Origin of the sequence: Terracoccus sp. 273MFTsu3.1 (genome assembly GCF_000383675.1) — a bacterium.
Classification (GTDB): domain Bacteria; phylum Actinomycetota; class Actinomycetes; order Actinomycetales; family Dermatophilaceae; genus Terrabacter.
Genome location: NZ_KB911820.1, coordinates 820006 through 843951 on the forward strand (window position 1 = coordinate 820006; position 23946 = coordinate 843951).

At 68.4% G+C, this 23946-nt stretch carries 30 protein-coding genes; 22 read left to right on the plus strand and 8 right to left on the minus strand.

Translation table 11 applies throughout. The features are described from left to right. Positions 1-31: 31 nt before the first annotated feature. Both H283_RS0103795 and H283_RS0103800 read right to left on the minus strand, forming a co-directional pair. Positions 32-1096 carry a glycerophosphodiester phosphodiesterase family protein gene (locus tag H283_RS0103795; protein ID WP_231372216.1) on the minus strand — a complete coding sequence of 355 codons (1065 nt, stop codon included), beginning with the start codon at positions 1094-1096 and terminating at the stop codon, positions 32-34. Between the two features lies 1 nt (position 1097). Then, complete coding sequence (locus H283_RS0103800) at positions 1098-2078, minus strand: L-lactate dehydrogenase (protein ID WP_020142192.1); 981 nt, start codon at positions 2076-2078, stop codon at positions 1098-1100. Between the two features lie 159 nt (positions 2079-2237). Between H283_RS0103800 and H283_RS0103805 the strand changes: the two genes are divergently transcribed. Next, the gene (locus tag H283_RS0103805) at positions 2238-2996 is read left to right on the plus strand and encodes a YqjF family protein (RefSeq protein WP_020142193.1); all 759 of its coding nucleotides are present in this window, start codon (positions 2238-2240) and stop codon (positions 2994-2996) included. Between the two features lie 17 nt (positions 2997-3013). Here the strand turns inward: H283_RS0103805 and H283_RS0103810 are convergent, their stop codons facing one another. Next, complete coding sequence (locus H283_RS0103810; protein ID WP_020142194.1) at positions 3014-4369, minus strand: aspartate aminotransferase family protein; 1356 nt, start codon at positions 4367-4369, stop codon at positions 3014-3016. Positions 4370-4521: 152 nt separating this feature from the next. On the opposite strand from H283_RS0103810, the gene H283_RS0103815 reads away from it, so the two are divergent. Next, positions 4522-5904, plus strand: a complete 1383-nt coding sequence (locus H283_RS0103815; protein WP_028785314.1) for an FAD-binding oxidoreductase — start codon at positions 4522-4524, stop codon at positions 5902-5904. A gap of 46 nt (positions 5905-5950) precedes the next feature. Here H283_RS0103815 and H283_RS0103820 read toward each other — a convergent pair whose 3' ends face one another. From H283_RS0103820 to H283_RS0103835, 4 genes are all read right to left on the minus strand, one after another. Next, positions 5951-6772, minus strand: a complete 822-nt coding sequence (locus tag H283_RS0103820) for a 2-phosphosulfolactate phosphatase (RefSeq protein WP_020142196.1) — start codon at positions 6770-6772, stop codon at positions 5951-5953. A gap of 20 nt (positions 6773-6792) precedes the next feature. Continuing rightward, positions 6793-7584 (minus strand): CAP domain-containing protein, encoded by a 792-nt coding sequence (locus H283_RS28025; RefSeq protein ID WP_020142197.1) that lies wholly within the window; start codon positions 7582-7584, stop codon positions 6793-6795. Positions 7585-7659: 75 nt separating this feature from the next. Continuing rightward, positions 7660-8067 carry an MmcQ/YjbR family DNA-binding protein gene (locus H283_RS0103830; RefSeq protein WP_028785315.1) on the minus strand — a complete coding sequence of 136 codons (408 nt, stop codon included), beginning with the start codon at positions 8065-8067 and terminating at the stop codon, positions 7660-7662. Between the two features lie 38 nt (positions 8068-8105). After that, on the minus strand, positions 8106-8798 hold the full coding sequence (locus H283_RS0103835; RefSeq protein ID WP_156022945.1) for a DsbA family oxidoreductase: 693 nt from the start codon (positions 8796-8798) through the stop codon (positions 8106-8108). A 59-nt stretch (positions 8799-8857) separates the two neighbouring features. Here H283_RS0103835 and H283_RS0103840 point away from each other — a divergent pair, with 59 nt between their 5' ends. Continuing rightward, entirely contained in the window at positions 8858-10504 is a 1647-nt protein-coding gene (locus H283_RS0103840) for a recombinase family protein (RefSeq protein ID WP_020142200.1), read from the plus strand. Positions 10505-10685: 181 nt separating this feature from the next. On the opposite strand, the gene H283_RS0103850 is transcribed toward H283_RS0103840, so the two are convergent. Continuing rightward, a complete protein-coding gene (locus tag H283_RS0103850) occupies positions 10686-11192 on the minus strand; it encodes a hypothetical protein (RefSeq protein ID WP_020142202.1) in 507 nt (168 codons plus the stop codon). 89 nt (positions 11193-11281) lie between these two features. On the opposite strand from H283_RS0103850, the gene H283_RS0103855 reads away from it, so the two are divergent. From H283_RS0103855 to H283_RS0103955, 19 genes are all read left to right on the plus strand, one after another. Beyond that, positions 11282-12700: a hypothetical protein gene (locus tag H283_RS0103855; protein WP_231372217.1), complete on the plus strand. Its 1419-nt coding sequence runs from the start codon at positions 11282-11284 to the stop codon at positions 12698-12700. 29 nt (positions 12701-12729) lie between these two features. Further along, a complete protein-coding gene (locus H283_RS0103860; RefSeq protein WP_020142204.1) occupies positions 12730-12909 on the plus strand; it encodes a hypothetical protein in 180 nt (59 codons plus the stop codon). A 168-nt stretch (positions 12910-13077) separates the two neighbouring features. Next, positions 13078-13293, plus strand: a complete 216-nt coding sequence (locus H283_RS27530) for a hypothetical protein (RefSeq protein ID WP_156022946.1) — start codon at positions 13078-13080, stop codon at positions 13291-13293. 99 nt (positions 13294-13392) lie between these two features. Next, complete coding sequence (locus H283_RS0103870; protein ID WP_156022947.1) at positions 13393-13695, plus strand: hypothetical protein; 303 nt, start codon at positions 13393-13395, stop codon at positions 13693-13695. A gap of 344 nt (positions 13696-14039) precedes the next feature. Further along, positions 14040-14396 carry a hypothetical protein gene (locus H283_RS0103880; protein ID WP_020142208.1) on the plus strand — a complete coding sequence of 119 codons (357 nt, stop codon included), beginning with the start codon at positions 14040-14042 and terminating at the stop codon, positions 14394-14396. Positions 14397-14468: 72 nt separating this feature from the next. Then, complete coding sequence (locus tag H283_RS28030) at positions 14469-14945, plus strand: KTSC domain-containing protein (protein ID WP_196805900.1); 477 nt, start codon at positions 14469-14471, stop codon at positions 14943-14945. Between the two features lie 47 nt (positions 14946-14992). After that, positions 14993-15307: a hypothetical protein gene (locus tag H283_RS0103890; RefSeq protein ID WP_156022948.1), complete on the plus strand. Its 315-nt coding sequence runs from the start codon at positions 14993-14995 to the stop codon at positions 15305-15307. Positions 15308-15433: 126 nt separating this feature from the next. Further along, positions 15434-15673 (plus strand): hypothetical protein, encoded by a 240-nt coding sequence (locus H283_RS0103900; protein ID WP_020142212.1) that lies wholly within the window; start codon positions 15434-15436, stop codon positions 15671-15673. A 39-nt stretch (positions 15674-15712) separates the two neighbouring features. Then, complete coding sequence (locus H283_RS0103905) at positions 15713-15961, plus strand: hypothetical protein (protein WP_020142213.1); 249 nt, start codon at positions 15713-15715, stop codon at positions 15959-15961. Then, a complete protein-coding gene (locus H283_RS0103910; protein ID WP_020142214.1) occupies positions 15945-16229 on the plus strand; it encodes a hypothetical protein in 285 nt (94 codons plus the stop codon). The genes H283_RS0103905 and H283_RS0103910 overlap by 17 nt, the downstream gene beginning before the upstream one ends. A 179-nt stretch (positions 16230-16408) precedes the next feature. Next, on the plus strand, positions 16409-17911 hold the full coding sequence (locus tag H283_RS0103915) for a hypothetical protein (RefSeq protein WP_020142215.1): 1503 nt from the start codon (positions 16409-16411) through the stop codon (positions 17909-17911). A gap of 59 nt (positions 17912-17970) precedes the next feature. Then, positions 17971-18390, plus strand: a complete 420-nt coding sequence (locus tag H283_RS0103920; protein ID WP_020142216.1) for a hypothetical protein — start codon at positions 17971-17973, stop codon at positions 18388-18390. A gap of 8 nt (positions 18391-18398) precedes the next feature. Next, positions 18399-18842 carry a hypothetical protein gene (locus H283_RS0103925; RefSeq protein ID WP_020142217.1) on the plus strand — a complete coding sequence of 148 codons (444 nt, stop codon included), beginning with the start codon at positions 18399-18401 and terminating at the stop codon, positions 18840-18842. A gap of 69 nt (positions 18843-18911) precedes the next feature. Next, positions 18912-19316 carry a hypothetical protein gene (locus H283_RS0103930; protein WP_020142218.1) on the plus strand — a complete coding sequence of 135 codons (405 nt, stop codon included), beginning with the start codon at positions 18912-18914 and terminating at the stop codon, positions 19314-19316. A gap of 9 nt (positions 19317-19325) precedes the next feature. Continuing rightward, the gene (locus H283_RS0103935; RefSeq protein ID WP_020142219.1) at positions 19326-19610 is read left to right on the plus strand and encodes a hypothetical protein; all 285 of its coding nucleotides are present in this window, start codon (positions 19326-19328) and stop codon (positions 19608-19610) included. Between the two features lie 78 nt (positions 19611-19688). After that, a complete protein-coding gene (locus H283_RS0103940; RefSeq protein WP_020142220.1) occupies positions 19689-21419 on the plus strand; it encodes a phage portal protein in 1731 nt (576 codons plus the stop codon). A gap of 107 nt (positions 21420-21526) precedes the next feature. Next, positions 21527-22414, plus strand: a complete 888-nt coding sequence (locus tag H283_RS0103945; protein ID WP_020142221.1) for a hypothetical protein — start codon at positions 21527-21529, stop codon at positions 22412-22414. Between the two features lie 72 nt (positions 22415-22486). Beyond that, the gene (locus H283_RS0103950; RefSeq protein WP_020142222.1) at positions 22487-23467 is read left to right on the plus strand and encodes a N4-gp56 family major capsid protein; all 981 of its coding nucleotides are present in this window, start codon (positions 22487-22489) and stop codon (positions 23465-23467) included. A gap of 126 nt (positions 23468-23593) precedes the next feature. Further along, entirely contained in the window at positions 23594-23935 is a 342-nt protein-coding gene (locus H283_RS0103955; protein ID WP_020142223.1) for a hypothetical protein, read from the plus strand. Positions 23936-23946 lie beyond the last annotated feature (11 nt).

The window sequence follows — 23946 nt, forward strand, 5'->3', positions numbered from 1 at the left end:
CCATCATGCTCCGGGGGTGTCCCGGTGGGCCTCACCCGGCTGCGGGATGGGACGGGGGTGTCGCGAGGCCGCGCCGGGTCAGCACGGCGCGGAGCAGGTCGGGGCGGTTGGTGATGAGACCGTCGACGCCGAGGTCGACGAGACGTGCCATGTCGTCCTCGTCGTCGACGGTCCACGGCACGACGACGAGCCCCGCGGCGTGCGCGGTGCGGACGAGCGTGGCATCGACGGGGAGGTCCTGCCGCGGTGACAGGGCGACGACGCCGGCGATCCCGGAGGCGGCACGCACGACGTCGCCGTCCACGGCGTCGATGTCGATGCCGCCCAGCCACGGGGACGCGCCCTCCTCGCCGCGCTCTAGCCGCTCGGGCGAGACGAGGGCGACGAGCCGGGCGCGGGGCGCGATGCGGTGGACCGCGGTGAGGCTCGCCCAGTCGAACGACTGGACCGTCGCGCGGTCCGCGACGCCGCCCTCGTCGAGCACCGCCCACACCTTCGCGGCGTACTCGTCGCGCGGCACGGTGAGTCCGAGGTCGTCCGCCTGCACCTTGATCTCGACGTTGAGCCCGACGTCGTCGGCGCCGCGCTCGCGCAGCAGGTCGACGACCTCGCGGAGCTCGGGCACCCTCGCGCCGGACACCGCGCGCTGGTCCGGGTGGTCGGGGGTCGGTTGGAAGCCGCAGTCGAGCGTGCTCACCTGCGCGAGCGTCAGGAGCCGGAAGGGCTTGCCGGAGTAGGGAAAGAGGTCGTCGGACGGGCTCGCCGGCGACGTGTCGCGGCACGTGTCGGGGTTGACCCGGTTGTCGTGGGCGACGACGACGGCACCGTCGCGGGTGACCTGCGCGTCGAGCTCGAGGGTCGTGACGCCGATGTCGAGCGCGCGCGAGAAGGCCTCCAGGGTGTTCTCCGACGTCAGGTCCGCACCGCCGCGGTGCGCCTGGAGGTCGAAGGCGCCGGCCCGTCTGGTCGGGGCGTCCGCGGGCGGCCCTCCGCCGCCTGCGCAGGCGGCCACGAGGAGAGCGACGAGTGCGAGGACGATCGTGCCGGCGAGCGCCGTGGCGGCGCAGGGACGCGGCTCTCCTCGCGTGGCCACCACGTCAGAACCCGAAGCGCCGGGCCGTCGCACGCACGGCCTCCGCGGACGCCCGCAGGCCCGCCAGCTCGGCGTCGGTCATCGGCACCTCGACCCGGTCGCCGACGCCGCCGGAGTGGACGATCGCCGGCACCGACAGGCAGACGTCGCCGATGCCGTAGTAGTCGTCGAGCAGCGAGCTGACGGGAAGGATGCGGCGCTCGTCGTAGAGAACCGCCTCGATGATGCGCGTGGCGGCGAGGCCGATCGCGTAGTTCGTCGCGCCCTTGCCCTCGATGACCCGGTAGGCCGACTGCACGACGTCGGTCGCGATGCGGTCGCGGGCCTCCTCGTCGAGGGCGATGCGTCCGTCCGACGCGCGCCACTGCAGGAGCGGCACGGAGCCGATGGTCGCGGACGACCACAACGGCAGCTCGGAGTCGCCGTGCTCGCCGATGACGTACGCGTGCACGCTCTGGGCCGCGACGCCCGTGTGCTCGGCGAGGAGGAAGCGCAGGCGTGACGAGTCGAGGACCGTGCCCGACCCGAAGAGCCGTTCGGCCGGCAGCCCGGACACCTGGAGCGCCGCATACGTGACGACGTCGACGGGGTTGGTGACCATGACGTGCACGGCGTCGGGAGCGACCTCGACGAGCCGCGGCAGGATCGCGCGCATGATGCCGATCGTCGACTCGGCGAGGTCGAGCCGGGACTGCCCCGGCTTCTGCTTGGCCCCCGCCGTGAAGACGATGACGTCGGAGTCGGACAGCACCTCGACGTCGTCGGAGCCGTCGACGTGCGCCATCGGGACGAACTGGATGCCGTGGCTCAGGTCGAGCGCCTCGGCGCGCACCTTGGCGGCGTTGACGTCGAAGAGCGCGACGTTCTGCGCGACGCCGCGCATCAACGCGGCATACGCGAGCGTGGCGCCGACGGCGCCGGCCCCGACGATCCCGAGCTTCGTCGTGCGGCGGCGGGTGCTGCCTGCCGGTGTCTCCACGGTCATCGTCGGTCCTCCGTCGCTCGTGCCCGTCGTCGCTGCGAGTGTGTCAGCCTCACGGCCTGACTGCCGAGAGGTGGGCGAGCCCGGACAGGGCCGAGCGGGGGCCACCCTTCGGCTCGAGGTGTCCTCGGGCACGCGGCCGAGGCGTGTGACGATGGGGTCGTGGACCTGCCCCTGGATGCCGTCCCGTCGCTGGACGGGTATCCCGTGCAGCCCCCGCCACTGCGCCCGCCCGTCGTCTTCGACCAGGTCTGGCGCGACCTGACGTTCGTCCACTGGCCCGTCGACCCGGACTCGGTGCGCCACCTCTTCCCGACGGGCACGCGCCCCGACGTCTTCGCCGACGGGCGCACGTACGTCGCGCTCGTCCCCTTCGTCATGGACGGCATGCGGCTCGGTCGGGCACCCTCGCCCCGGCTCCCATGGCTCGGAAGCTTCCTCGAGACCAACATCCGGCTCTACTCGGTCGACGACGCCGGGCGCCACGGGGTGCTCTTCCGCTCCCTGGAGACCGAGCGGTCCCTCGTCGTCCTCGGCGCTCGCGCCGGCCTCGGGATCCCCTACACGTGGGCCAGGATGCGGCTGCGCCGTGACGGTGACGTCGTGACCTACACGAGCCGGCGCCGGGCACCGGCCCGCGGACTGCGCAGCCTCCTCACGGTCCGCGTCGGGGAGGCCGTCGACCCGACGCCGCTCGAGACGTGGCTGACCGCCCGCTGGGGCGCGCACACCCGCGTGGCCGGGCGCACGCTCTGGGTGCCGAACGAGCACGACCCGTGGTCCTTGTATGCCGCCGAGGTCGTCGAGCTCGCCGACGACCTCCTCGGGGCGAGCCGTGTCACCCCCTCCGGACCGCGGCTGCGCGCCCTGTGGTCACCGGGCGTGGCCACGCGGTTCGGCCGCCCGTCACGCGTGGCCTGAGGTGCGGGAGGGGTCGGTCAGGCGAAGAGCTCGCGCAGGCAGTCGCCGAACATCGTCGTGTGCGCCTCGACGTCGGCGGCGGTCGTCGCGGGGCTCATCAGCGCCATGTTGTGGAAGGGCGTCAGGAGGATGCCGCGGTTGAGCGCGTAGAGGTGGAGGTACTGCTGCAGCTCGAAGTCGTCGGCGTCGTGCGCCTCCTGGCCGTCGTGCGAGGGGCGGCCGGAGAAGTTGTACTCGGCCCGGGCGCCGAGACGCGTCACGTGCCAGTCGGCCCCGACGGCGTCGATGCCGGCCTGCACGCCGTCGGCCCACGCGTCGGCGAGCGGCACCATGTGCTCGAACGCCTCGGCTGTCATGACGTGCTCGAGCGTGGCCTTCATGGCAGCCATCGAGAGGCCGTTGCCGGCGAGCGTGCCGCCGATGCCGCCCACGTCGATGTCCTCCAGCTCGATGGAGCGCGCGATGCGGTCGGCGATGTCCCGGCTGAAACCGAAGGTGCCGCACGGGATGCCGCCGCCGATGGACTTGCCGATGACGAGCAGGTCGGGCTCGAGGCCGTGGGCGCCGGTGTAGCCACCGGGGCCAGCGCAGATCGTGTGGGTCTCGTCGTTGACGAGCAGCGTGCCGTAGCGCGTCGCGAGCTCGCGCACGCCCTCGTTGTAGCCGGGGTCGGGCAGCACGATGCCGATGTTGGTCAGCGCCGGCTCGACGAGGATCGCCGCGACGTCGCCATGGGCCAGGGCGCGTTCGAGCGCCTTGAGGTCGTTGAACTCGACGACGCGCGTCGTCTCCGACGTGTCGACGGGCGCGCCGATGTTGCTGCCCCGGTCGACCGTCGAGCCGTCGGGGCCCAGCGTCGCGAAGGCCTCGTCGACGGAGCCGTGGTAGCACCAGTTGTGGACGACGACCTTGCTGCGGCCGGTGAGGTGGCGGGCGTAGCGGATCGCGTGGCGGTTCGCGTCCGTGGCGGTCAGCGTGAACTGCCAGTAGGGGAGGCCGAAGCGCTCGGCAAGGCCGGTCGAGACCGCGATGGCGTCCTCGGTGGGCAGCATCGTCGTGATCCCGCGGGAGAGCTGTCGGGTCACGGCCTCGACCGTCGGCGCGGGGGAGTGCCCCATCATCGCCCCCGTGTCACCGAGGCAGAGGTCGACGTGGTCGATGCCGTCGACGCACGTGAAGTGCGCCCCCTCGGCGTGCTCGACGAAGACCGGGAAGTCGCCGGGCCACTTGACCATCCAGCTCATCGGGACGCCACCGGGCATGTGCGCGGCCGCCTGCTCGGCCAGGGCCCGGGAGCGCGGGCGAGCCTCGGAGAAGGCTGTCCGCTCGCGGGCGTGCAGCTCGGCGAGACGGGCGCGGTCGACGGTGCTCATGCCCGCATCATGCCCTGCCGGGCCACGTGGTGGAAGTGATGCCACGAACCCGGCCGGACCGCGGATTCCGTAGGTGTTGGAAGGGGATTCAAGCGAAAAGGCACAGGTTCCCAGGGGTTGCGGAGGGCCGGTGAGGTGGCATGATCCCGCCCATGCCCCCGAGCGGTTACCGCGGCCTCAGCCTCTGGCACGACACGATCGACGACATCGAGCCGCGCCCCTCGCTCGACACCGACATCGACGTGGACGTCGCCGTCGTCGGGGCCGGCTACACGGGTCTGTGGACGGCCTACCACCTCGTCGCGGCCGACCCGACGATCCGGGTCGCCGTCATCGAGAAGGAGGTGGCCGGCTTCGGCGCCTCGGGCCGCAACGGCGGATGGTGCTCGGCCCTCTTCCCCGCCTCGCTCAAGCGGATGGCCGCCGAGCGCGGCCGGGAGGCGGCGGTGCGGATGCAGCACCTGCTGCACGACACGGTCGCCGACGTCGGCCGGATCGCCGACGCGGAGGGCATCGACTGCCACTTCGACCAAGGCGGCTACCTCTCGGTCGCGCGCAACCCGGCCCAGCTCGAACGGGTCCGCGAGGAGGTCGCCGACCACCGCGAGTGGGGCTTCGGCGAGGACGACCACCGCCTCCTCGACGCGCACGAGGTCACCGCGGTCGCCGGTGTCAGCGACGCGCTCGGCGGCTCGTTCACCCCACACTGTGCAGCCATCCACCCGGCCCGCCTCGTCCGCGGGCTCGCCGACGCCGTCGAGCGCCGGGGGGTCGTCGTCCACGAGCGCACGACGGCCGTCGACGTGCGCAGCCACCGTGTGGTCACACCGCACGGCACCGTGCGCGCCGAGCACGTCGTCCTCGCCACCGAGGGCTACACGCCGACCGTCGCGGGCCGCCGGAGGGCCATCGCGCCGATCTACTCGCTCATGACGGCGACGGAGCCCCTGCCCGACGACACGTGGGCGCAGATCGGGCTCGACAAGCGCACGACGTTCGCCGACAACCGGCACCTGACGATCTACGGCCAGCGCACCCGCGACGGACGGATCGCCTTCGGCGGCAGGGGCGCCCCGTACCACTACGCCTCCAAGGTCTCCCCGCTCTACGACCGGGACGAGCGCGTCCACGCAGCGCTGCGCAGGATCCTCCTCGAGCTCTTCCCGGTCCTCGACGGCGTCACCTTCACGCATGCCTGGGGTGGCAACCTCGGCGTGCCACGCGACTGGTTCCCGTCGGTCCGTCACGACCGACACACCGGCCTCGCCTTCGCGGGCGGCTACGTCGGAGACGGCGTGGCCACCTCGGCGCTCGCTGGCCGCACCCTGGCCGCGATGATCCGCGGCGACGACCCCGAGGGCCTGGCCACGCTCCCCTGGGCGGGGCGCACCTCACGCGACTGGGAGCCCGAGCCGCTGCGCTGGCTCGGCGTCAACGCCGTCACCGCGCTCATGACCTCGGCCGACTGGTCGGAGCGCCGCACCGGCCGCCCGTCGCGCGCCGCCTCGGCCTTCTGGACGGCGCTCGGCCAGTAGGCCGGCGGGTCCGTGGGCGCGTGACGAGCCGCCGTGTGGGGTCGGCTCAGGCGCGGTGCGCGCGGTAGGCGCCGTCCGTCAGAACCGGCACGAGCGACGACGCGTCGAGCTCCGCCGCGACCGCCACGTCGTCGGGCCAGCCCTGCTCGACGAGCTCGCGGCCGCTCGCGCACGCGTGCAGGGCCTCGCCGACCCGGTGCTCCACGGCGAGCCACGCCGCGCCGGCGGCCTCGGCCTCGGGGCTGAGCAGCAGGGGTCCGCCTCGGTGCTCGAGGAGGCCGGCCAGGGCGGCGACGACGGCTCCCGCACCCCACAGGTCCTCGACGGCGGGCCGCAGGGACCCGTCGGGCCAGCGCTCACCGGACGGGACGACGAGGACCGCCGGCTGCGACGCCGGACCGTGCGACCGCCGGGACGTGTCGAGCCAGTCGACGAGCCAGGCGGCCACCGCGGCACGGTTGCGCAGCGAGGCCGCCACGACGTCGGCCCCGGCGCCGGCCAGCACGGCGGTGGTCGTCGAGCCGTTGGGCGAGGGCAGGACGAGGTCGCCGACGGCTCCCGCCGTGCGGATCGAGGCAGGAGACAGGCTGATGCCACCCTCGACGCGAGCCTCTGACCGACCCCGGGCGAGCGTCGCGCCGAGCCCGTCGGCGAAGGCCCGGGCCGACTCGTCCTTCCACCGGTAGGGGTGCACCCGGATGCCTGCGTCGACGGCGACGGACACGCACGTCGTGAAGCTGAGGACGTCGACGACGACCGCGCACACGGGCGAGCCCGCGGCGACGGCATACGCCGTCATGGCCTCCGCGGCGGTGGGCCCCCAGTCGAGGCGGACGACGTGCCGGTCCTGCGCGTGCCACTGCTGCATGGCACCAACCTAGGGGCGGCTCAGCCGCCGAACGTCTGGGTCCAGTACGTGCCGTAGGTGCCGCCGGTCGCGTAGCCGACGCCGATGTCCCGGTAGGTGCAGTCCAGGATGTTCGCCCGGTGCCCGGGACTCGCCATCCAGCTGCGCATGACCTCCTGGGCGCTCACCTGACCGGCCGCGATGTTCTCGGCGATGGCGCCGCCGTCGTAGCCGGCGGCGCGGATGCGCTCGGCGAAGGTCACCCCGTCGGGGCTCGTGTGCGAGAAGTAGTCGCGGCTCGCCATGTCGTCGCTGTGACCCTGCGCAGCGCGCCGGAGGGCGGCGTTCGCCGACACCGGGCCGCAGCCGGCGCGGGAGCGCTCGACGTTGACGAGGGCCACGACCTGCTGGGCGACGCCGGCCCGTGGTGGGGGTGCCGGTCTCGAGGTGGCCGACGGCCGCGGGAGGGAGTCCTCCGTCGGCGTCGGCACCGTGACGAGCGGAGCCGGTGCGCGGGTGGTGAGCGACGGTTCCGGCGAGGCGGTCGGGGATGCGGTCGGGCCGGTGGTCGGGGCGGTGGTCGGGGATGCGGTCGGGGTGGTGGTCGAGGTCGCCGACGGCGTGCGGCCGGTCTCCGTGGCGTCGGCGACGCGGCTGCTCGGGGTGACCACCGGTACCGAGGGCGTGGACGGCGTCGACGGGTGGCCGGGGCGCAGCCCACCGGACTCGTGGAGGATCGCGAAGCCGCCTCCGACGAGCAGCGCAGACACCGTCAGGGTCACCACCGCGGCGCGCCGCGACCCCATGGCCGCGGGATCGGTGTGCCGTCCCATGTGCGCCTTTCGTCGTCCAGCGAGCGGTACCTTACGCGCCCCCCGGCCACGCGTGGACGATGGGCGCGCCCGGGCTCAGCCGGCGTCGAGCTCGCGCACGAGGCGGGCCGGTGCCGTCAGTCGGTAGGATGCGTCGACGAGCTCGGCGACCTCCTGCCAGTCGACCTCCTCCGGCGGGCCGCACGCACGCAGGTCGAGCCCGACCCAGCCGGAGGGACCGACGTAGGCGGGGTCGTAGAAGCGTCCGTCACCGAGCAGGGCCGGCCGCTCGGCGGCGTCGGGGAGCACGAGGACCGACTGCCGGTAGGGCTCCGGGTCGTGGTCGCCCTTGACGGTGCCGCCGTAGGTGAGGAAGACCTTCGTCGTGAAGAAGCTCGGCCGCCCGTGCGAGACCTTCTCGTCGGCGCCCGGCAGCGCCAGACAGATCTCGCGGACCCGGGCCAGGTAGGGGTCCGCGCCGTCGAACATCAGGGGGTGGGCCACCCGACCACGGTAGGGCCGGCGCACCCCTGGGAGGTGCCTCAGGCGCCGCAGACTCCGCCGCAGCCACCCGCGCCGCAGCCGCCGCCGCACCCGCCCGCCGCGACGGGCTCCGGCACCTCGTGCCTGGTCGACCACGCGGTCTCGAGGGCCTGGGTGAAGACCTCGACGGGCTGGGCGCCCGAGACGCCGTACTTCCGGTCGAAGACGAAGAAGGGGACCGACTCGATGCCGAGCATCTTGGCCGTCGCCTCGTCGCTGCGCACGTGGTTGCCGTAGTCGTCGGAGTCGAGCATGGCGCGCACGGCGCCGTCGTCGAGACCGATCTCGGTCGCGAGCCGCACGAGCACCTCGTGGTCACCGACCGCGAGGCCGTCGGTGAAGTAGGCGCGCATGAGGCGCTCGTGGGCGGCGTCGGCCAGTCCCTGCTCGGCGGCGAGGTGGACGACCCGGTGGGCGTCGAACGTGTTGCCGTAACGGGCCTGCTCCCAGTTGAACGTGAGGCCCAGCTCGGCAGCCGCCGCGGCCATCGACCGGTGCTGCGCGACGGCCTGCTCGCGCGTCGTGCCGTACTTGGCCGCCACGAGGTCGACGAGCGCGACGTCCGGGGCCGGCTCGGCTCCGCGGTCGAGCTCGAAGCTGTGCCACGTCACCTCGACCTCGTCGGCGTGCTCGAACTGCGCGAGCGCGCCCTCGAGGCGGCGCTTGCCGAGGTAGCAGAACGGGCACACGATGTCGGACCAGAAACTGGTCTAAACTGCTACCCAGAACCGGTTCCGGAAAATGGGGAGAAATGGCCACCAAGAAGAAGCGTAGTGCGTTCAAGCGGCGAGGCAACCGCGTCATCATCTACATCCGAGTGTCGGACACCACGGGCCGCGAGGACCGCCTCATCTCGCACAAGGTGCAGGAGGACCAGTGCGCGCGGCTCAGCCAGCGCGAGGGGCTGGACGTCATCGACGTCATCAGCGACATCGACCTCTCTGGCCGGACCTCCGAGAAGCGCGCCATCCGGAAGATCATCGACCGCATCGAGCGGGGCGAGGCCGACGGCGTCGTCGTCTGGAAGATCAGCCGCTGGGGGCGCAACACCATCGACTCGATGCTCAACATCGGGGAACTGCAGGACGCGGGTGGCTTCATCGCTTCGGCCTCCGAGAACCTCGATGAGATCGACACCCCGGCGGGCAAGTTCCAGTTGACCGTCCTGCTCGCCATCGCCCAGATGTACTCGGACGAGATCGGCAAGACGTGGGCCAACATCCATGACTACCGGGTCACCAACGGCAAGACGCACAACGGCTCCCCTCGGCTGGGATACGTCTACGCCAAGCACATCCCGGAGGACGCCGTCGACCGCTACCCGATGCCGGAGGGCGCGGACTACGCGGTCGACCCGGAGACGGGTCCATGGGTGCGCAAGGCCTTCGAGTGGTACGCCGCCGGGGAGTCCTACCCCGAGATCGTCCGTCGGCTAGAGGCAGCCGGGATCAAGTCGGTGCGGGGCAACCCCATCCGGGTCACGTCCCTGCGCGGCACGCTGGAGAGCGGCTTCGCTGCTGGGCTCGTGGTGGACCGTCGCGGAGAGGATGTCGAGTACCGCCCCGGCAAGCACGAGGCGCTTGTGTCGCCGGAGACGTGGGAAGCCTGCCTCCAGCGTGCGAAGAAGAAGTCGGACCCTCGGACCAAGTCCGCCCCGTTCAGGCTCGCAGGGCTGCTGTTCTGTGGCACCTGCGGGACGCGCATGGTGGCCCAGTGGCGCACCAACAAGAGGACCCAGAAGAAGTACCGCTTCTTCCGGTGCGGGCGCGTCCAGAAGACCTCCCGGATGGTCTGCCCGGCCCCCGCACTGGTCGACGAGACCCGCGCCGAGAAGACGATGCTGGAGTGGCTGCGCGAGAACGCCGAGGGTGAGTCGGCGAAGAACACTGAGATGTCGCGAGCCATGGCCGTCGACCGCGCGGAGGTGGACCTGACCAAGATCGACAAGGAGATCTCGCGGCTCGACCGCTCCATGCTGCGCCTCTACAACGAGTACGAGGCGGGCCGCGTGGCGCAGCACGTCTACAAGTTGAAGGAGACGGAGATCCTCGAACAGCGCGAGCGACTCGAAGCCGCCAAGGACAGTGCCAACATCGCCGTGAAGGTCAACGCCATCCCATCCCTCACGGTCTTCGGGGCAGTGCTCGCAGGCTGGGAGCGCCTCTCTCCCGCCGTCATGAACGAAGCGCTGCAGGCAGTGGTCGGGGAGGTGCTCGTCTACAAGGCGGACCAGCGGTGGGCCCGCTCGCGCCTGCGCGTTGTAGGACAGTGGGAGGACATGGTGTCCCCGGGTCTTCGTGACCGAATGCGCGAGGTCCAAGAGGAGGCCAAGCGTCAGGCTGCCGAGGAGGTCAACTGGAAGCCGCTGGCGGCGAAGGCGGATCTGACCGCAGTCTGACGGGTAACGCAAGAGCCCCAACCGGGAATCACCGGTTGGGGCTCTCGTGTGTCACGCGGCCTCCGCCATCTCCTGCTCTGGGGCGGGGAGGTCGCCCTGTTGATGAAGTTCGACGAGCGCGGGGCCCATGATGGCCCAGAAGCGGTTCCAGCACTGTTCCTTGTCCATGGCCGGAACCATATCAGACAACCGGAACAGTGGTCCCGCTTGCCATGCGTGCGGCCCGCTGGGCTGCGATCTGCTCGCGCTGGTAGTCGGCAGCCTCCCGGTGGGTCGCGGGGGTGCCAGAGACGCGCACGGCGTCGAACTGCTCACCTGCCAGCAGCGACGTGGCCGCGCGGTGGGTACCCGACAGCAGGACCTCGCGGTCCCGGACAGTGTCATGGAAGACGACGGGGTGCTGGTTGCCCGCCTGATGCGCGTCGGCGAAGAGAGTGCCGGGGTTCTTCATGTAGTGCTCGACACCTGCCCGGGTCAGCCCCGGCTGGCTTCCGTGAAGGTTGCGGGGGTCGACCTTCACCATGTGGGCCTCGGGGTTGGCCAGCGCCTCGTCGACCATGCGCGGGTCGAAGGTGCGGTGGGTGCGGGAGGGGGACGCCTGCGGGAAGGGGGAGACAGTGGTCGGAGACCCGTCCGGGAACATCTTCTCGACGGAGCCTGCGCCCCAGAACTGGGCCGTTCGTGACATGGGTGACCTCTCGTGGTTCACTTGTGGAGTCAATCAGTACAAGGGTACCGATTGACACGCAACGCTTTCCGAATCTGAAAGGCCCCACCTTGGCCCTCTCGACACCCGGACTGCGCGGGCTCTACGAGTCCGACGCCCGTGTCCGAAAAGCCCTCGACTCCGATCAACCCTCGCCCGAGGTGGCCCGCTACCTCGCGGACGCCGGGTACCAGACCAGCGAGCGGGCGGTGAGACGGCTGCGGGCTCGGGTGGCTCATCCCGACGGGCGGCTGACGCCCAACTCGATCCCGGACCGGCTCATCGAGAGCCAGAGCAAGAAGCGCATCGAGGGCAGTGCCTCCCTGAAGGACGGCGGCAAGGAGGGGACCTTCGAGGTCCGCCTCCCGGAGCCCATCGTCAACGACAACTGGGACCACGTCTTCGAGCACTTCAACCTCGACCCCGAGAAGTTCTTCATCGTCGGCGACACCGTCAACATGAAGATGTCGAAGTGGGAGCAGTCCAAGCGCACCGAGGACGGCGACCGCGACATGGCGCAACTGAGCGCCTACTCCTACTCGGCCGCGTTCAAGCGCCGCAGCGACGAGGCCATCCGGCCCGAGGTCTTCGAGCAGTGGCGCATGCAGATCCTCGACCGCCCGTTCGAGCCGGTGCTTCATACGAGGCTCGCGATCCCGCGAGGCACGTACGACCTGAACATCGCAGACCCGCAGTTGGGCAAGAAGGGCACGGCCGAGGCCGTCGAGAACTGGCAGCGCGGTGTGCGCTGTCACAAGGAAGAGATCAAGCGCCTGACGGCCTTCGGGACGCCCGTGGAGCGCGTGCACGTCGCGTGGCTCGGTGACGAGACCGAGGGCGTCGCGAACAACTACGGCAACCAGCCCCACACGGTGGAGTTGAACCAGACGCAGCAGTTGGAGTTGGACTTCGACCTGCGCATGTGGACGCTGCGAGAGTTGCTCGAACTCGGCATCCCCCTCTCGGCGTCCTCCGTCATCTCCAACCACGGCGAGTGGACGCGCAATGGGTCCAAGGACGTCGTCACGACGAAGAACGACAACGCCAGCACCCACATCGCCCGGCAGGTGCAGAAGGCCTTCGCGACGCTGGAGCCCTTCGGCATCCCGCACATCGACTGGACCATCGGCGAGGACCACCCGGGCATCGTCGTCAACCTGTCCGGGATCGACACCTACTTCTCCCACGGCTACATCGAGAAGGGTCGTGGGCAGTCCACGGAGATCCGCACCAAGGCAGCCATCGAGCGCCAGATCCTAGGCGACACGCCGCGATTCGGGCCCGTTCCGCTCTGGATGATGGCCCACTACCACCACTTCTACGCGCAGGAGTTCGAGGGCCGCACGCTCTTCGGCATGCCCGCGCTGGAGGCCGAGCGCTCGTCCGAGTACATGCTCCACCAGTTCGGCGTATGGAGCCCTTCCGGCATGTTCGGGGCAGTGGTCGGCGACCACCTCGCTCGCGGCTGGTCCAACGTCAACGTCTTCTAATCCCATTACCGAATAAGGAGATTCACCAAATGCCCGAGTTCAAGTTCGACGTCCGCTGGGAGTGGAATAGCACCGTCACGGTCTATGCCGATAGCCCCGAGGAGGCCGAGGCAGTGGCCGTTTCCGCTGCTCAGGAGCAGTTCGCCGAGGAGATGGAAGGCTCGCTTCCTCCGCAGGACGATATCGAGGTCTACCCGATAAGCGACTGACAAGAACGTCAAGCGGATCAGTCGCTTTACTTGCGCTATACCTTCAAAGGTGTTCTACTAGTTACTACCAGACAGGCACGACAGGCGCTTCCGATCTACAGTGGCCACCAAGGACCACGGCGCTTGAAGGCAGGGAAACTGTCTGGTCGAGGAAAGGTGTAGGACACCATGGCAAGCAATCTGGGCGCAGACAAGGACACCGCGAAGATGATGCGCGCCGCCACGAAGACGTGGGGCAAGCAGTCCGTCCGTATGACCAAGAGCAACCACATCCAGTTCCTCCCTCCGCACTCGCGCATCATCATCACCGGCTCGCTCACGGGCTCGGTGACCAGTCAGCGCAAGTTGCGGGGGCAACTGCGCAAGGCCGGTCTCGCAGTCTGAGGCAAGCCGCTCGACCGTACAACTTGACACACCGCTGGCCGTACCCTTAGGGGGACAGTTCCTACGCCCAGTTCGGAGGCCTACACACCCGTGTTGACCATGCTCTCGCAGAGCGCCTCCGAACTGGGCGTAGATGTTGATCCACGGGTTCTCGGGCCCCTCGCTGCCTTCGTCTTCCTGATCTTCACCTTCGAGGTGGTCGTGTCGGGCAAGGCCTACAAGCGCGAGGTGGAGGAGAACGCACGACTCCGCGAGATGAACGCCAAGATCATCCCAGTCGCCGAGGAGATGGTGTCCCTCTCCAAGAAGATGATCGAGGTCACCGACAGCACCGGTAAGGCGCTGGAGGACTTCGTCGCTTGGTGGACTACGGAGTCATCGACTCGATGGGTAGGCAGATGAGCATTGGCACACCAGTACTCACGAGGGACGAGCGCGATGCGCGCTACCTCTCTCTGCTCGGCGATCTGAACTCGCTCCAGCAGATGACGCAAGACCACCATGCCGCTGTCGACCAGCGCATGAGTCGGATCCGGGGAACCATCCTCGCGCTGCACGAGACTCACAACCTCACCGCGTCCGCAACTAGCCTTGTAAACGATGTTCGTTGACGCGTGCCAGAACCGAGACGGTGTCTGGCTGTACCACGCCAAGGGGTGCCCTCACTTCGCTTCGCGCGAGGAGGACGGCACACCGGTGGTGGCGCGCGGCTGGACAGCACAGCAGACCCCGATCAAGGAGTACCCATGGCAACGAAGAGTGACATCGTGAGCGACACCGACCACCTCACCGGTTGGACGGTCCAGCAGGGCGGCGTTCCGGCGGCTCCGGAGAGCGTCCCGGGCAACGTCATCAAGGCCGAGGAGTTGCCGCTGGCCTCCTCGCTGGAGAAGCAGGGCGTCGACCCCAAGCAGTACTTCGCCAACCTCCACATCGTCGCCGGTGAGGACGAGAAGGCCGTCGCGCGTGGCGAGAAGCCGGGCGAGGTCGAGGAGGTCTCGGCCGAGGACGCCGTGGCCGAGCAGGAGAAGGACGCCGACGAGGCCGACGAGAAGGACGAGGCTCCCGCCAAGGCCCCTCGCAAGTCCGGCAAGGCTGCCTGACCCCACCCCGTTCACGATCCCCGGTTCGACTGACTGTTGAGCCGGGGATCGGCATATCCGAAGGAGGCCACCATGGCCCGCAGGCGCGTTTCGGTCCCGAGCATCGCTGACATGATGCGGGGCCAGAAGGCCAACCTCACTGCGTACGAGCGCGAAGTCCTCGGCGCAGCAAATCAACCCAGCGTCTCCGGCCGTGGTCGGGGAGCAGACGGCATCGGTGTGTCCGCTCGCGCGCAGGCGCAGCAGAAGATGGACCACGAACTCGCCATGGCCATGCAGGAGGCCAAGGAGGGCGACGACTACAACCTCCTGCCGTACCAGCCGACCCCGTCGATCAACCCGCCTCGCCCGCGCACGTTGGCAGCGGGCTACGACAAGAACACCGGCGTGATGCGGGTGCGCTTCCGCGAGGGTGCGGTCTACGGCTACTCCGACGTGACCCCCCGCGAGTGGGCGAACTTCCGCCGGGTGAAGTCCCCGGGCCGCGCGATCAACCGCACCTTCAACGGCAAGCCCTACTGGCGAGAGACGATGTTCGAGCAGCACTGACAACCGGAACTATCACTCTGGTTGTCGGCTTGACTAGCGTGGTCGGCATGGCACAGACAACGACACACGACGTGGGGCGGCTCTTCTGGCACGTCATCCGCGTGCGGAAGGGTACGCCACTCCATCACCGCGCGCTGACGCAGGAGTACGACGACCCCTTCCGCTTCTCGAACTCGCACATCATCAGGCTCCCCTTCGGGCGGGCACTCGTCCTTGGAAGGTGGCACACCGATGAAGCGCTCGACGAGACGACTGCTCTGCGCCGGGCTACTCACGTTGCTGGTGCTAGCGGCATCGACTGGGAGTGGGACGTCGACACCGACGACGACGGACGACTCCGACTCCTCTACGGTGGACGCTGAGGCTCAGGAGCGGGAGGCCGTGCAGGAACTGACCCCGGAGAGCCGGGATCGCCTGCGCGCCATGCTCGCTCGAACATCGAGCGACATCAACGAAGAGTGGTTCGCACTACAGGACTGGGGACTCGCATGATCATCGGCAAGGCGCAGACCGCCTCCGACCTTCACCCGACCTCGCGCAAGGCGCGCAAGCGGCTGTCCCGCCTCGCTGACGCCGACGTCGTGCGCTACGGTGACAACGCCTGCTCGCAGGTCAACCGGATGCTCGGGGAGTACGTCAACACCTCCGAGCCGCTGGCACTGGACGACGCCCACACGCAGGCGCTCGTGCTGCTTGCCTCCATCGAGACGCTGCTCTCCCGCCGCTGAGGATTGTCAACCGATCCCGACGGTGGTATTGTCATTGACATGACGACAACCCCTGACACTGAGCCCCTCGGCCCCTACGAGGCCACCGTCCTCGCCGAGTTCCCCCGCCGCCACGACCTCACGGCCCGGGTCTCCCGGGTGGAGGTGGACGGCGTCATCTACCTCGACATCCGCGAGTGGGTCCCCTCGATCAACCAGTGGGGTCGCGGCATCCTGCTCCCGGCTCGCATCGCGAAGAGCGTCGGGGCCACCCTGACGGAGGAGACCGCAGATGTCGACGACGCCTGAGGGGTTCCTCTACGAGGTCCGCTGCGCCGGGTGCGCGCGGCAGGTCGGCGTCAGCCGCGTCTCCAAGTACGGGGTCTTCTGCGACGAGTTCGACGCGTGGGACTTCGGGGTCTCGAACACCGAGCAGCGTGACGCGGTCGTCGAGGCCATCATCCGGGACACGGACAAGTCGCAGGCCGAGGTGGCCCGCGAGTTCGGCTTCACCCGCCAGCGCATGTACCAGTTGCGCAGCAACAGGGACATCAGGAAGACCGCCGCCGCCAAGTGAGGTGACGCGCGGATCTACCACAAGGCCTCCGGTTCTACAAGAGCCGGGGGCCTTTTCCCTACCCTTGGAGACGATGCAGAACTTCTTCGTGGGAATGGGTGTAAACCGGCATGTCCGATCTGGTTGATGAGCAAGACGAGTTTGGCGACGAGACCGAGGCCGAGCGTGCTGCCCGGGAGATGCTCGAAGACGCCGTCAACTCCATCTCCATGGAGACCGTGGAGATGCTCATCGACAAGATGATGCTCGTGGTCGACGAACTCTCCGGCCACCCCCTGCGCCCCTACCAGATCCCCTTCGCCCGGCGGATCTTGGAGTCGCTGATCATCAACGACGGCGCGACCCTCACGGCCCTCTTCGCCCGCCAGAGCGGCAAGTCGGAGACGGTGGCCAACGTCATCGCCGCCGTCATGATCATGTTCCCGCGCCTCGCGAAGATCTTCCCCGACCTGCTCGGCCGCTTCTCCGAGGGCGTCTGGGTTGGTGCCTTCGCGCCGGTCGACGATCAGGCCGACACCCTCTTCACCCGCATCACGCGCAACCTCCAGAGCGAGCGCGCCATGGACATCCTCGCGGACCCCGACATCGACGAGACGGTCGTCTCGAAGTCGAAGGAGTTCCACCTGAAGAAGTGCGGCTCGCTCGTCCGCAAGCAGACCGCCCACCCGCGCGCCACCATCGAAGGCCGCACGTACCACCTCATGCTCATCGACGAGTGTCAGGGCGCGGACGAGGTCATGGTCAACAAGTCCATCGGCCCGATGGGTGCCTCGACCAACGCGACGATGATCTTCACCGGCACCCCCACCTACACCAAGGGCGTCTTCTACAAGACGATCCAGATGAACAAGCGGCAGGCCACCCGTCGCGGGGCCCGCCAGAACCACTTCGACGCCGACTGGAAGGCCGTCGCGAAGACCAGCGAGAACTACAAGAAGTTCGTGCTGAAGGAGATGCTCCGCATCGGCGAGGACTCCGACGAGTTCAAGTTGGCCTACCGCCTCATGTGGCTGCTCGACCGAGGGATGTTCGTCACCTCGGAGCGGCTGGAGGAACTGGGCGACAAGAGCATGGAGATCGTCCCGGCCTACAGCAACTCGCCGGTCATCGTCGGCATCGACCCAGCGCGCAAGATCGACTCCACCATCGTCACCGTGGTGTGGGTCGACTGGGATCATCCCGACCAGTTCGGCTACTACGAGCACCGGGTCCTCTCGTGGCTCGACCTCGGCGGCATGAACTGGGAGGAGCAGTACTTCCGCATCGTCGAGTTCCTCTCCAACTACCGCGTCATGGCCGTCGGCATCGACAGCGGGGGAGTGGGCGACGTCGTGGCCCAACGCCTGCGGATCCTCATGCCCCACACCGAGGTCGTGGACGTCTCCTCCTCCCGGCCGGAGCAGTCCAAGCGCTGGAAGCACCTGTCGGAGTTGATCGACCGGGGCAAGATCGGCTGGCCCGCGCACGCCAAGACGCGACGGCTGAAGGCCTACCAGCGGTTCATCCAGCAGATGGCCGATCTGGAGAAGCACTTCGAGGGCCCACACGTCCTCGGTGCTGCCCCGAACGAGCGCGACGCGCACGACGACTACGCCGACAGCCTCGCCATCGCGTGCAGCCTGACGACCGACCTGACGATGCCGACGGTCGAGGTCTCCAGCGCTTCGTGGCTCCGTGGGTGACAAGCGGATCAGCCAAACCAATACCCTAGAAGGGTTTCTAGGAATAAGGGAGGCCGACCGTGGCTGACGAGTGGAACAACATCGGCTGGACGTCCCAGAAGGGCGTCGTCACCTTTGACAACAGCGGGCTCGCGCCGTGGAAGATCCCCGCCGACATCCAGACCGTCAAGGTCACCGCCGAGTACCAGTCCGCCTCCGGTGGCCGGGCCCGAGGCTTCGTGCAGTTCCGCCCCATGGTCGACGTGCTCACACACCTCCCCACCAAGGCGAACATCATCAAGCCGAAGTGGACAGCCGCCATCGGTCAGGATGGACTCGCGATCCTGAACATCCCCGCGACCGACGCCACCGCGCTGAGCCCGAACCCCTTCGTGTACGAGGTGCTCGTCACGGTCAACTACCGGGTCGTCGAGCGCTTCACCTGCAGCCTCCCGGCTGCGACACCCGAGATCGACATCAACGACATCACCCGCAACTAGGAGCACCGATGGCCACCAAGACCACCCGCACGTACCCCCTGAAGCACGTCGCCGTCGAGGGCGACACCCCGCGCTCCGTCGCGCTGGCCAGCGACCTGCAGGACGCCGCCGTAGCCTTCCTCAACGAGGTGCCCCGCACCCACGAGTTTGCCGAGGGGGACGAGGTCTCGCTCGGTGCTGGCCGCGTCTACGACGGCGTCGTGTCCGTCGCCCGGGTCGAGAAGATCCTCTCCACCAAGAAGGCCACCGACGACAAGACCGTCGCGCTCATCCAGCACAACCTCGCCACGGCCGGTCTCCTGAAGGGCCGCTTCGTCACCGGCGACTACAACGACGAGACCGCCGACGCCCTGCGCCTCTGGCACGTCGCGCTCGGCCGCGAGAAGGACGGCCCGCTGGACCGCGTGGTGCTCTACGCCCTCGGTCGCGGCACCTTCAGCGTCGAGGACTAACAGTCCTCGGAACGCCTTCCATACCATATGAAAGACACCTCTTCCAGTCGTTCCAGCAAAGGACACCCCATGTCGAGTAACCTTGCGCCCACCCCGGGGTACCCCGAGCGAGTCGGCACCGCCTACGAGGCGAAGATCGCCCCCGCCATCCCGGGCAACCGTGGCCCCCTCCGCTTCGAGGAGGGCATCGGCACCGACACCGACGTCCCCAACGAGTTCACCAAGGGTGCGATGCAGGGCTACCTGACCGCCCCGGGCCGTCCGAACCACAACGCCAACGTCTTCGAGAAGTTCCCCGAGGAGACCATGGCCGAGCGGGCCCACGTCGGCTCCGCTGCGTGGGTCGAGTCCCCGCAGTACCTCGGCGCGTTCGCCCACGGCACCAACACCGAGGTCGCCGCCCAGCGCTTCGAGCAGGACGTCCGCTCCGGTGGTCACTACGCCCGTCGCAGCCCGGCTGTCGTCACCGACTGAGCCGCTGCGATGGTCGACTTCCACGACCGTCGCCGGGTAGCGCTCACCGCGCCCAAGGAGGCCCCCGACCTGCACTCAGGTTCGGGGGTCTTCCTGTCCCGGAAGGTCATCAACGACTGCTTCGTCATCTCCAGCGAGGCAGGGCCGCTCACCAAGGGCCAACGCATGTACGCCATCCACGAGGTGCTCCCCAGCGGCGAGACCGTCCGCCGCATGGACGGCTACCCCACCCCGTACGCCGCGAAGAGGGACGCCCGCGAGATGGAGCCCTCCTCGGTGCGCCCGCTGCGCTAACAGACGAACTCGGGCCAAAAGTAGACTCGAAGAGCGTCAACCGGACGCACCCAACCGCTTGTCAGAGACGGAGTACGGATGTCGGCTATCTCGTTCGCGGCCCCCTCAGCGAGGGCGTCAGGGGCCGACCTCGCCGTCTCCATCTCGCCGCTCGGTCTCGTCGAACTGGCGGACGAGGAGTTCGAGGTCCACGGGCCTCGCCTCAACCGCTACGCCACCAACTGGGCGTGGTACCTCGGCCACCACTACTCCGTCGCGAAGCCCGCCGGTGACAACAACCTGACGTTCAACTACGTCCGTGCGTTCTCCGACTACACGACCAACTTCTGCTTCGCTCGCGGCGTCGAGTTCACGACCTCGAAGATGTACCAGCACATCGTCCCCTCGCTCTACAAGCGCATCTGGGAGACGGACAACGACAAGATGGCCACCCTCATGGAGATCGGGCAGGGCGGCTCGGTCTCCGGCGACGTCTTCGTCAAGGTCGCCTACGAGGAGGCGTGGACCGACCCGGCCGGGCAGGTTCATCCCGGGCGTGTCTGCATCCTTCCGCTGAACCCCCAGCACTGCTTCCCCGAGTTCCACCCCCACGACCGCAACCGGCTCGTGCGCTTCAAGTTGAAGTACCGCTTCTGGAGCACGACGGCCGACGGCACGCGGCAGGTGTTCACCTACACCGAGGTGATGACCGACGAGGCCATCGAGGAGTACCTCAACGACGAGTTGATCGACTCGCGCCCGAACCCGCTGGGCCAGATCCCCATCGCCTTCACCCCGAACTTCCGCGTCTCCGGCTCGCCGTGGGGCCTGTCGGACATCGGCGACATCATCGGGCTCAACCGCGAGTTCAACGAGAAGGCGTCGGACATCTCCGACATCATCAACTACCACGCCGCTCCGGTCACGATCATCAAGGGCGCGAAGCCCGGGTCGCTGGAGAAGGGCGCGAACAAGGTCTGGGGCGGGCTGCCCAAGGACGCCGAGGTGCACAACCTCGAAGGCATGGGTGACCTCGCTGGCTCGATGGGCTTCTTGGAGACCCTGAAGCGGGCCATGCACGAGATGACCGGCGTGCCGGAGAGCGCGCTGGGGCAGATGCAGCCGATTTCCAACACCGCTGGAGTCGCCCTCGCAATCATGTTCCAGCCCATGATGCAGCGCTGGAACCACAAGAAGTTGACCTACGGCGCGCTGCTGAAGAAGATCAACCGGCTCGCGCTGGAGACGCTCTTCCTCATGGAGCCCAACACGCTCTACTACGACCCGCAGACGGACGGCATCATCCAAGAGGGTCAGCCCGAGGCCATCGACCCGCGCGACCCCCTCGTCTTCGAGCACAACATCGAGTGGGCCCCGCCCCTGCCGGTCGACGCTCTCCTGAAGTTGCAGGAGATGCAGATGAAGATGGCCATGGGTCTGGAGTCGAAGCGCGGCGCGATCCGCGAACTCGGCAACGCCTTCCCCGACGAGAAGCAGCAGGAGATCTTCGAGGAGATGGTCGCGGACGCCAAGTACGAAGGCGCTCTCGCTCTCCTGAAGGCCCAGTTCGCCTCGGCGATCACCGCCGCCACCGGCATGGTCCCGGGCGCGGACGGCTCGATGGAGCCCCTACCCCCCGCTCCTGCTCCGACCGGAGACAGTGGCTCGGAGGGTGCGCCTGCCCCCGGTCCGATGGCTGCCGCGCCCAACCCGCTGAACTCCATGGAGGCCGTCACGGCCGAGGGTCAGCAGCAGGCTCTGGCCGAGATCGTGACGCAGGCCTACGGCACGCGCGCTGGCATGCGCAAGATGCCAACCGGATCGAACTGACCAGATTACAAAAGTCGGTTCGGATGGTGCAAGCATAAAGACGTTGAAACTTTCGGTACGCCACCTGAGACACATTCGTAGAACCGGCTGAACACAGGAGATGTGACATGAGCAAGAACCTCGCCCGCCTCGCAGCGATGGACCTTCGGGCCCCCGGTGCAATCGAGAACCTGATCGCCCTTCACCGAGCCAACTTCGGTACCGCGACCATGGAGATCGACCCCGCCGCCCCCCAGATCCCCGCTGACTCGATCACGGTCAACGTCCCCGCGACGCCCCCGGCCCAGCCGCAGGGTTTCGACGAGGAGGCCTTCCTGAAGTCCCCCGCTGTCGCCGCGCTTCTCGCGTCGGTGCGCAAGGAGGAGAAGGACAAGTTGTACCCGACCATCGAGGGCCTGAAGACGCAGGTCGCCGACCTCACTGCTTCCAAGCAGGCCGAGATCGCCGCCGCTGCTGAGCAGGCTCGCAAGGACGCAGAGGAGCAGGCCCGCAAGACGTTCGAGGAGTCGACCGCCAAGGACCTCGTCGCGCAGACGCGCGCGGAGTTCGAGGCCAAGATGGCCGACCTTCAGCGCGAGCGTGACGAGGAGAAGGCCCTTCGCGAGAAGGAGTCCGCCTTCAACTCGCTCCGCGACTACGCCCAGAGCAAGGTCAAGGCAGCCCTCGACGCCGGTTCCATCGCCCCCGAACTCGCCGGTCTCGTGACCGGCAACTCGGCCGAGGAGATCGACGCGAGCCTCGCGCAGATGCAGGCCACCACCGAGGCGCTCGTCGCCAACATGCAGCAGGCCGTCCAGCAGGTCCCCGCCGTTCCCGCCCCGCGTGGCGTCTCCCCCACGGGATTCGCCGCTGGCAACGGACCGATGGAGCAGGTCGGCGGCACGCGGACCCTGTCCGCCGCTGACATCCAGAACATGTCCCTCGCCGAGTACGCGAAGTTGCGCCCCCAGTTGGGCACGGCGCGCGAGTCGGCACACCGAGGCCTCTTCGGCTGAGGCACCCAGAAGTTTCAACCCACCACCGACGCGGGGCACTAGGCCCGTCCGCATAACCCGAAAGAGAACCCCATGGCGAATGCAATCACGGGATCCAGCGCCCTCTCGGCCAGCCCGACCAACTACTCCGGCGCGAACTCGCAGTTGTCGCAGGCGATCCAGACCATCTGGTCCAAGGAGATCCTGTTTCAGGCGATGCCGATCCTCCGGTTCGAGCAGTTCGCGGTCAAGAAGACCGAACTCGGCGTTCAGCCCGGTCTGACGATCAACTTCATGCGCTACAACAACCTCGGTCAGGCCAGCCAGTTGGTCGAGGGTGTCCGCATGGAGACGAACGCGCTCTCCGCCACGCAGTTCAGCATCACCGTCGCGGAGCACGGCTACGCCGTCGCCGTCTCGGAACTCCTGCTCAACGCGTCGTTCGACGACATCATGGCGTCGGCGTCCCGCCTGCTCGGCCGCAACATGGCCACCTACCTCGACGTGTCGGCCCGTGACACCCTCCTCACGGCCTCCAGCACGATCTACGGCTACGACAAGTCCGGCCTGACGTTCGGTGCCAACAGCCCGTACGACCACGGCACGGCTGCCGCCAACCGCGCGGCGCTCACGGCGAACCACAAGTTCACCACGGCCACGGTCAAGGACGCCGTCGAGACCCTCGCGACGAAGAACACCCCGCGCTTGGGCGAGACGTACGTCTGCTTCATCCACCCGCACCAGTCGCGTCAGTTGCGTGACGACCCGGAGTTCATCGAGGTCACGAAGTACGCCGCCCCCGGCAACTTCATGCTCGGTGAGATCGGCCGTCTCAACGACGTCGTCTTCATCGAGACGACCCAGATCAAGCAGGTCGCCGGTACCGCCGGTCTGCCGGTCTACCAGTCGATCTTCCTCGGCGACAACGCCTTCGGCCACGCGATCTCGCTGCCGGTGGAACTCCGCGACGGCGGTATCCTCGACTTCGGTCGTGAGCACGCCCTCGCGTGGTACGCCATCTGGGGCCTCGGCCTCATCACGGACCAGTCGGTCCTGAAGGCCGAGACCGCCTGATCAAAGGCCCTCGCGTCAACCGGAAGCCCCCAACCGCTTGGTTGGGGGCTTCTGGCGTTCACATTCGAACCGGTTCCTCACCTAGCCTTGAAATGCACATCTCGTGACACGACATAGGAGAACCACATGGTCACCAACATCAACCCGCAGGACCTGACGGGTCGCAAGAAGGCCGAACTCGCCGCGACGCATGCCGCCGAGCAGAAGGCTGCCGCGCAGCGCATGGCGACGATCACCGCCGAGGCCAAGGAGGTCAAGGAGGGCGTCATCGACGTCTCCGGCCCCAACTCCGTCGTGGTCGACGACGTGGAGGTCAAGGTCAAGAAGACCGAACTCCGCGTCAACACCCTGCTGGAGAACACGACCATCGGTCACGGCACCAACTACACGTTCGAGCCCGGCCAGAAGTACAAGGTCGAGCAGCACGTCTACGACTACCTCGACGAACTCGGCTTCGTCTGGCACTGATCGTCCCTCCT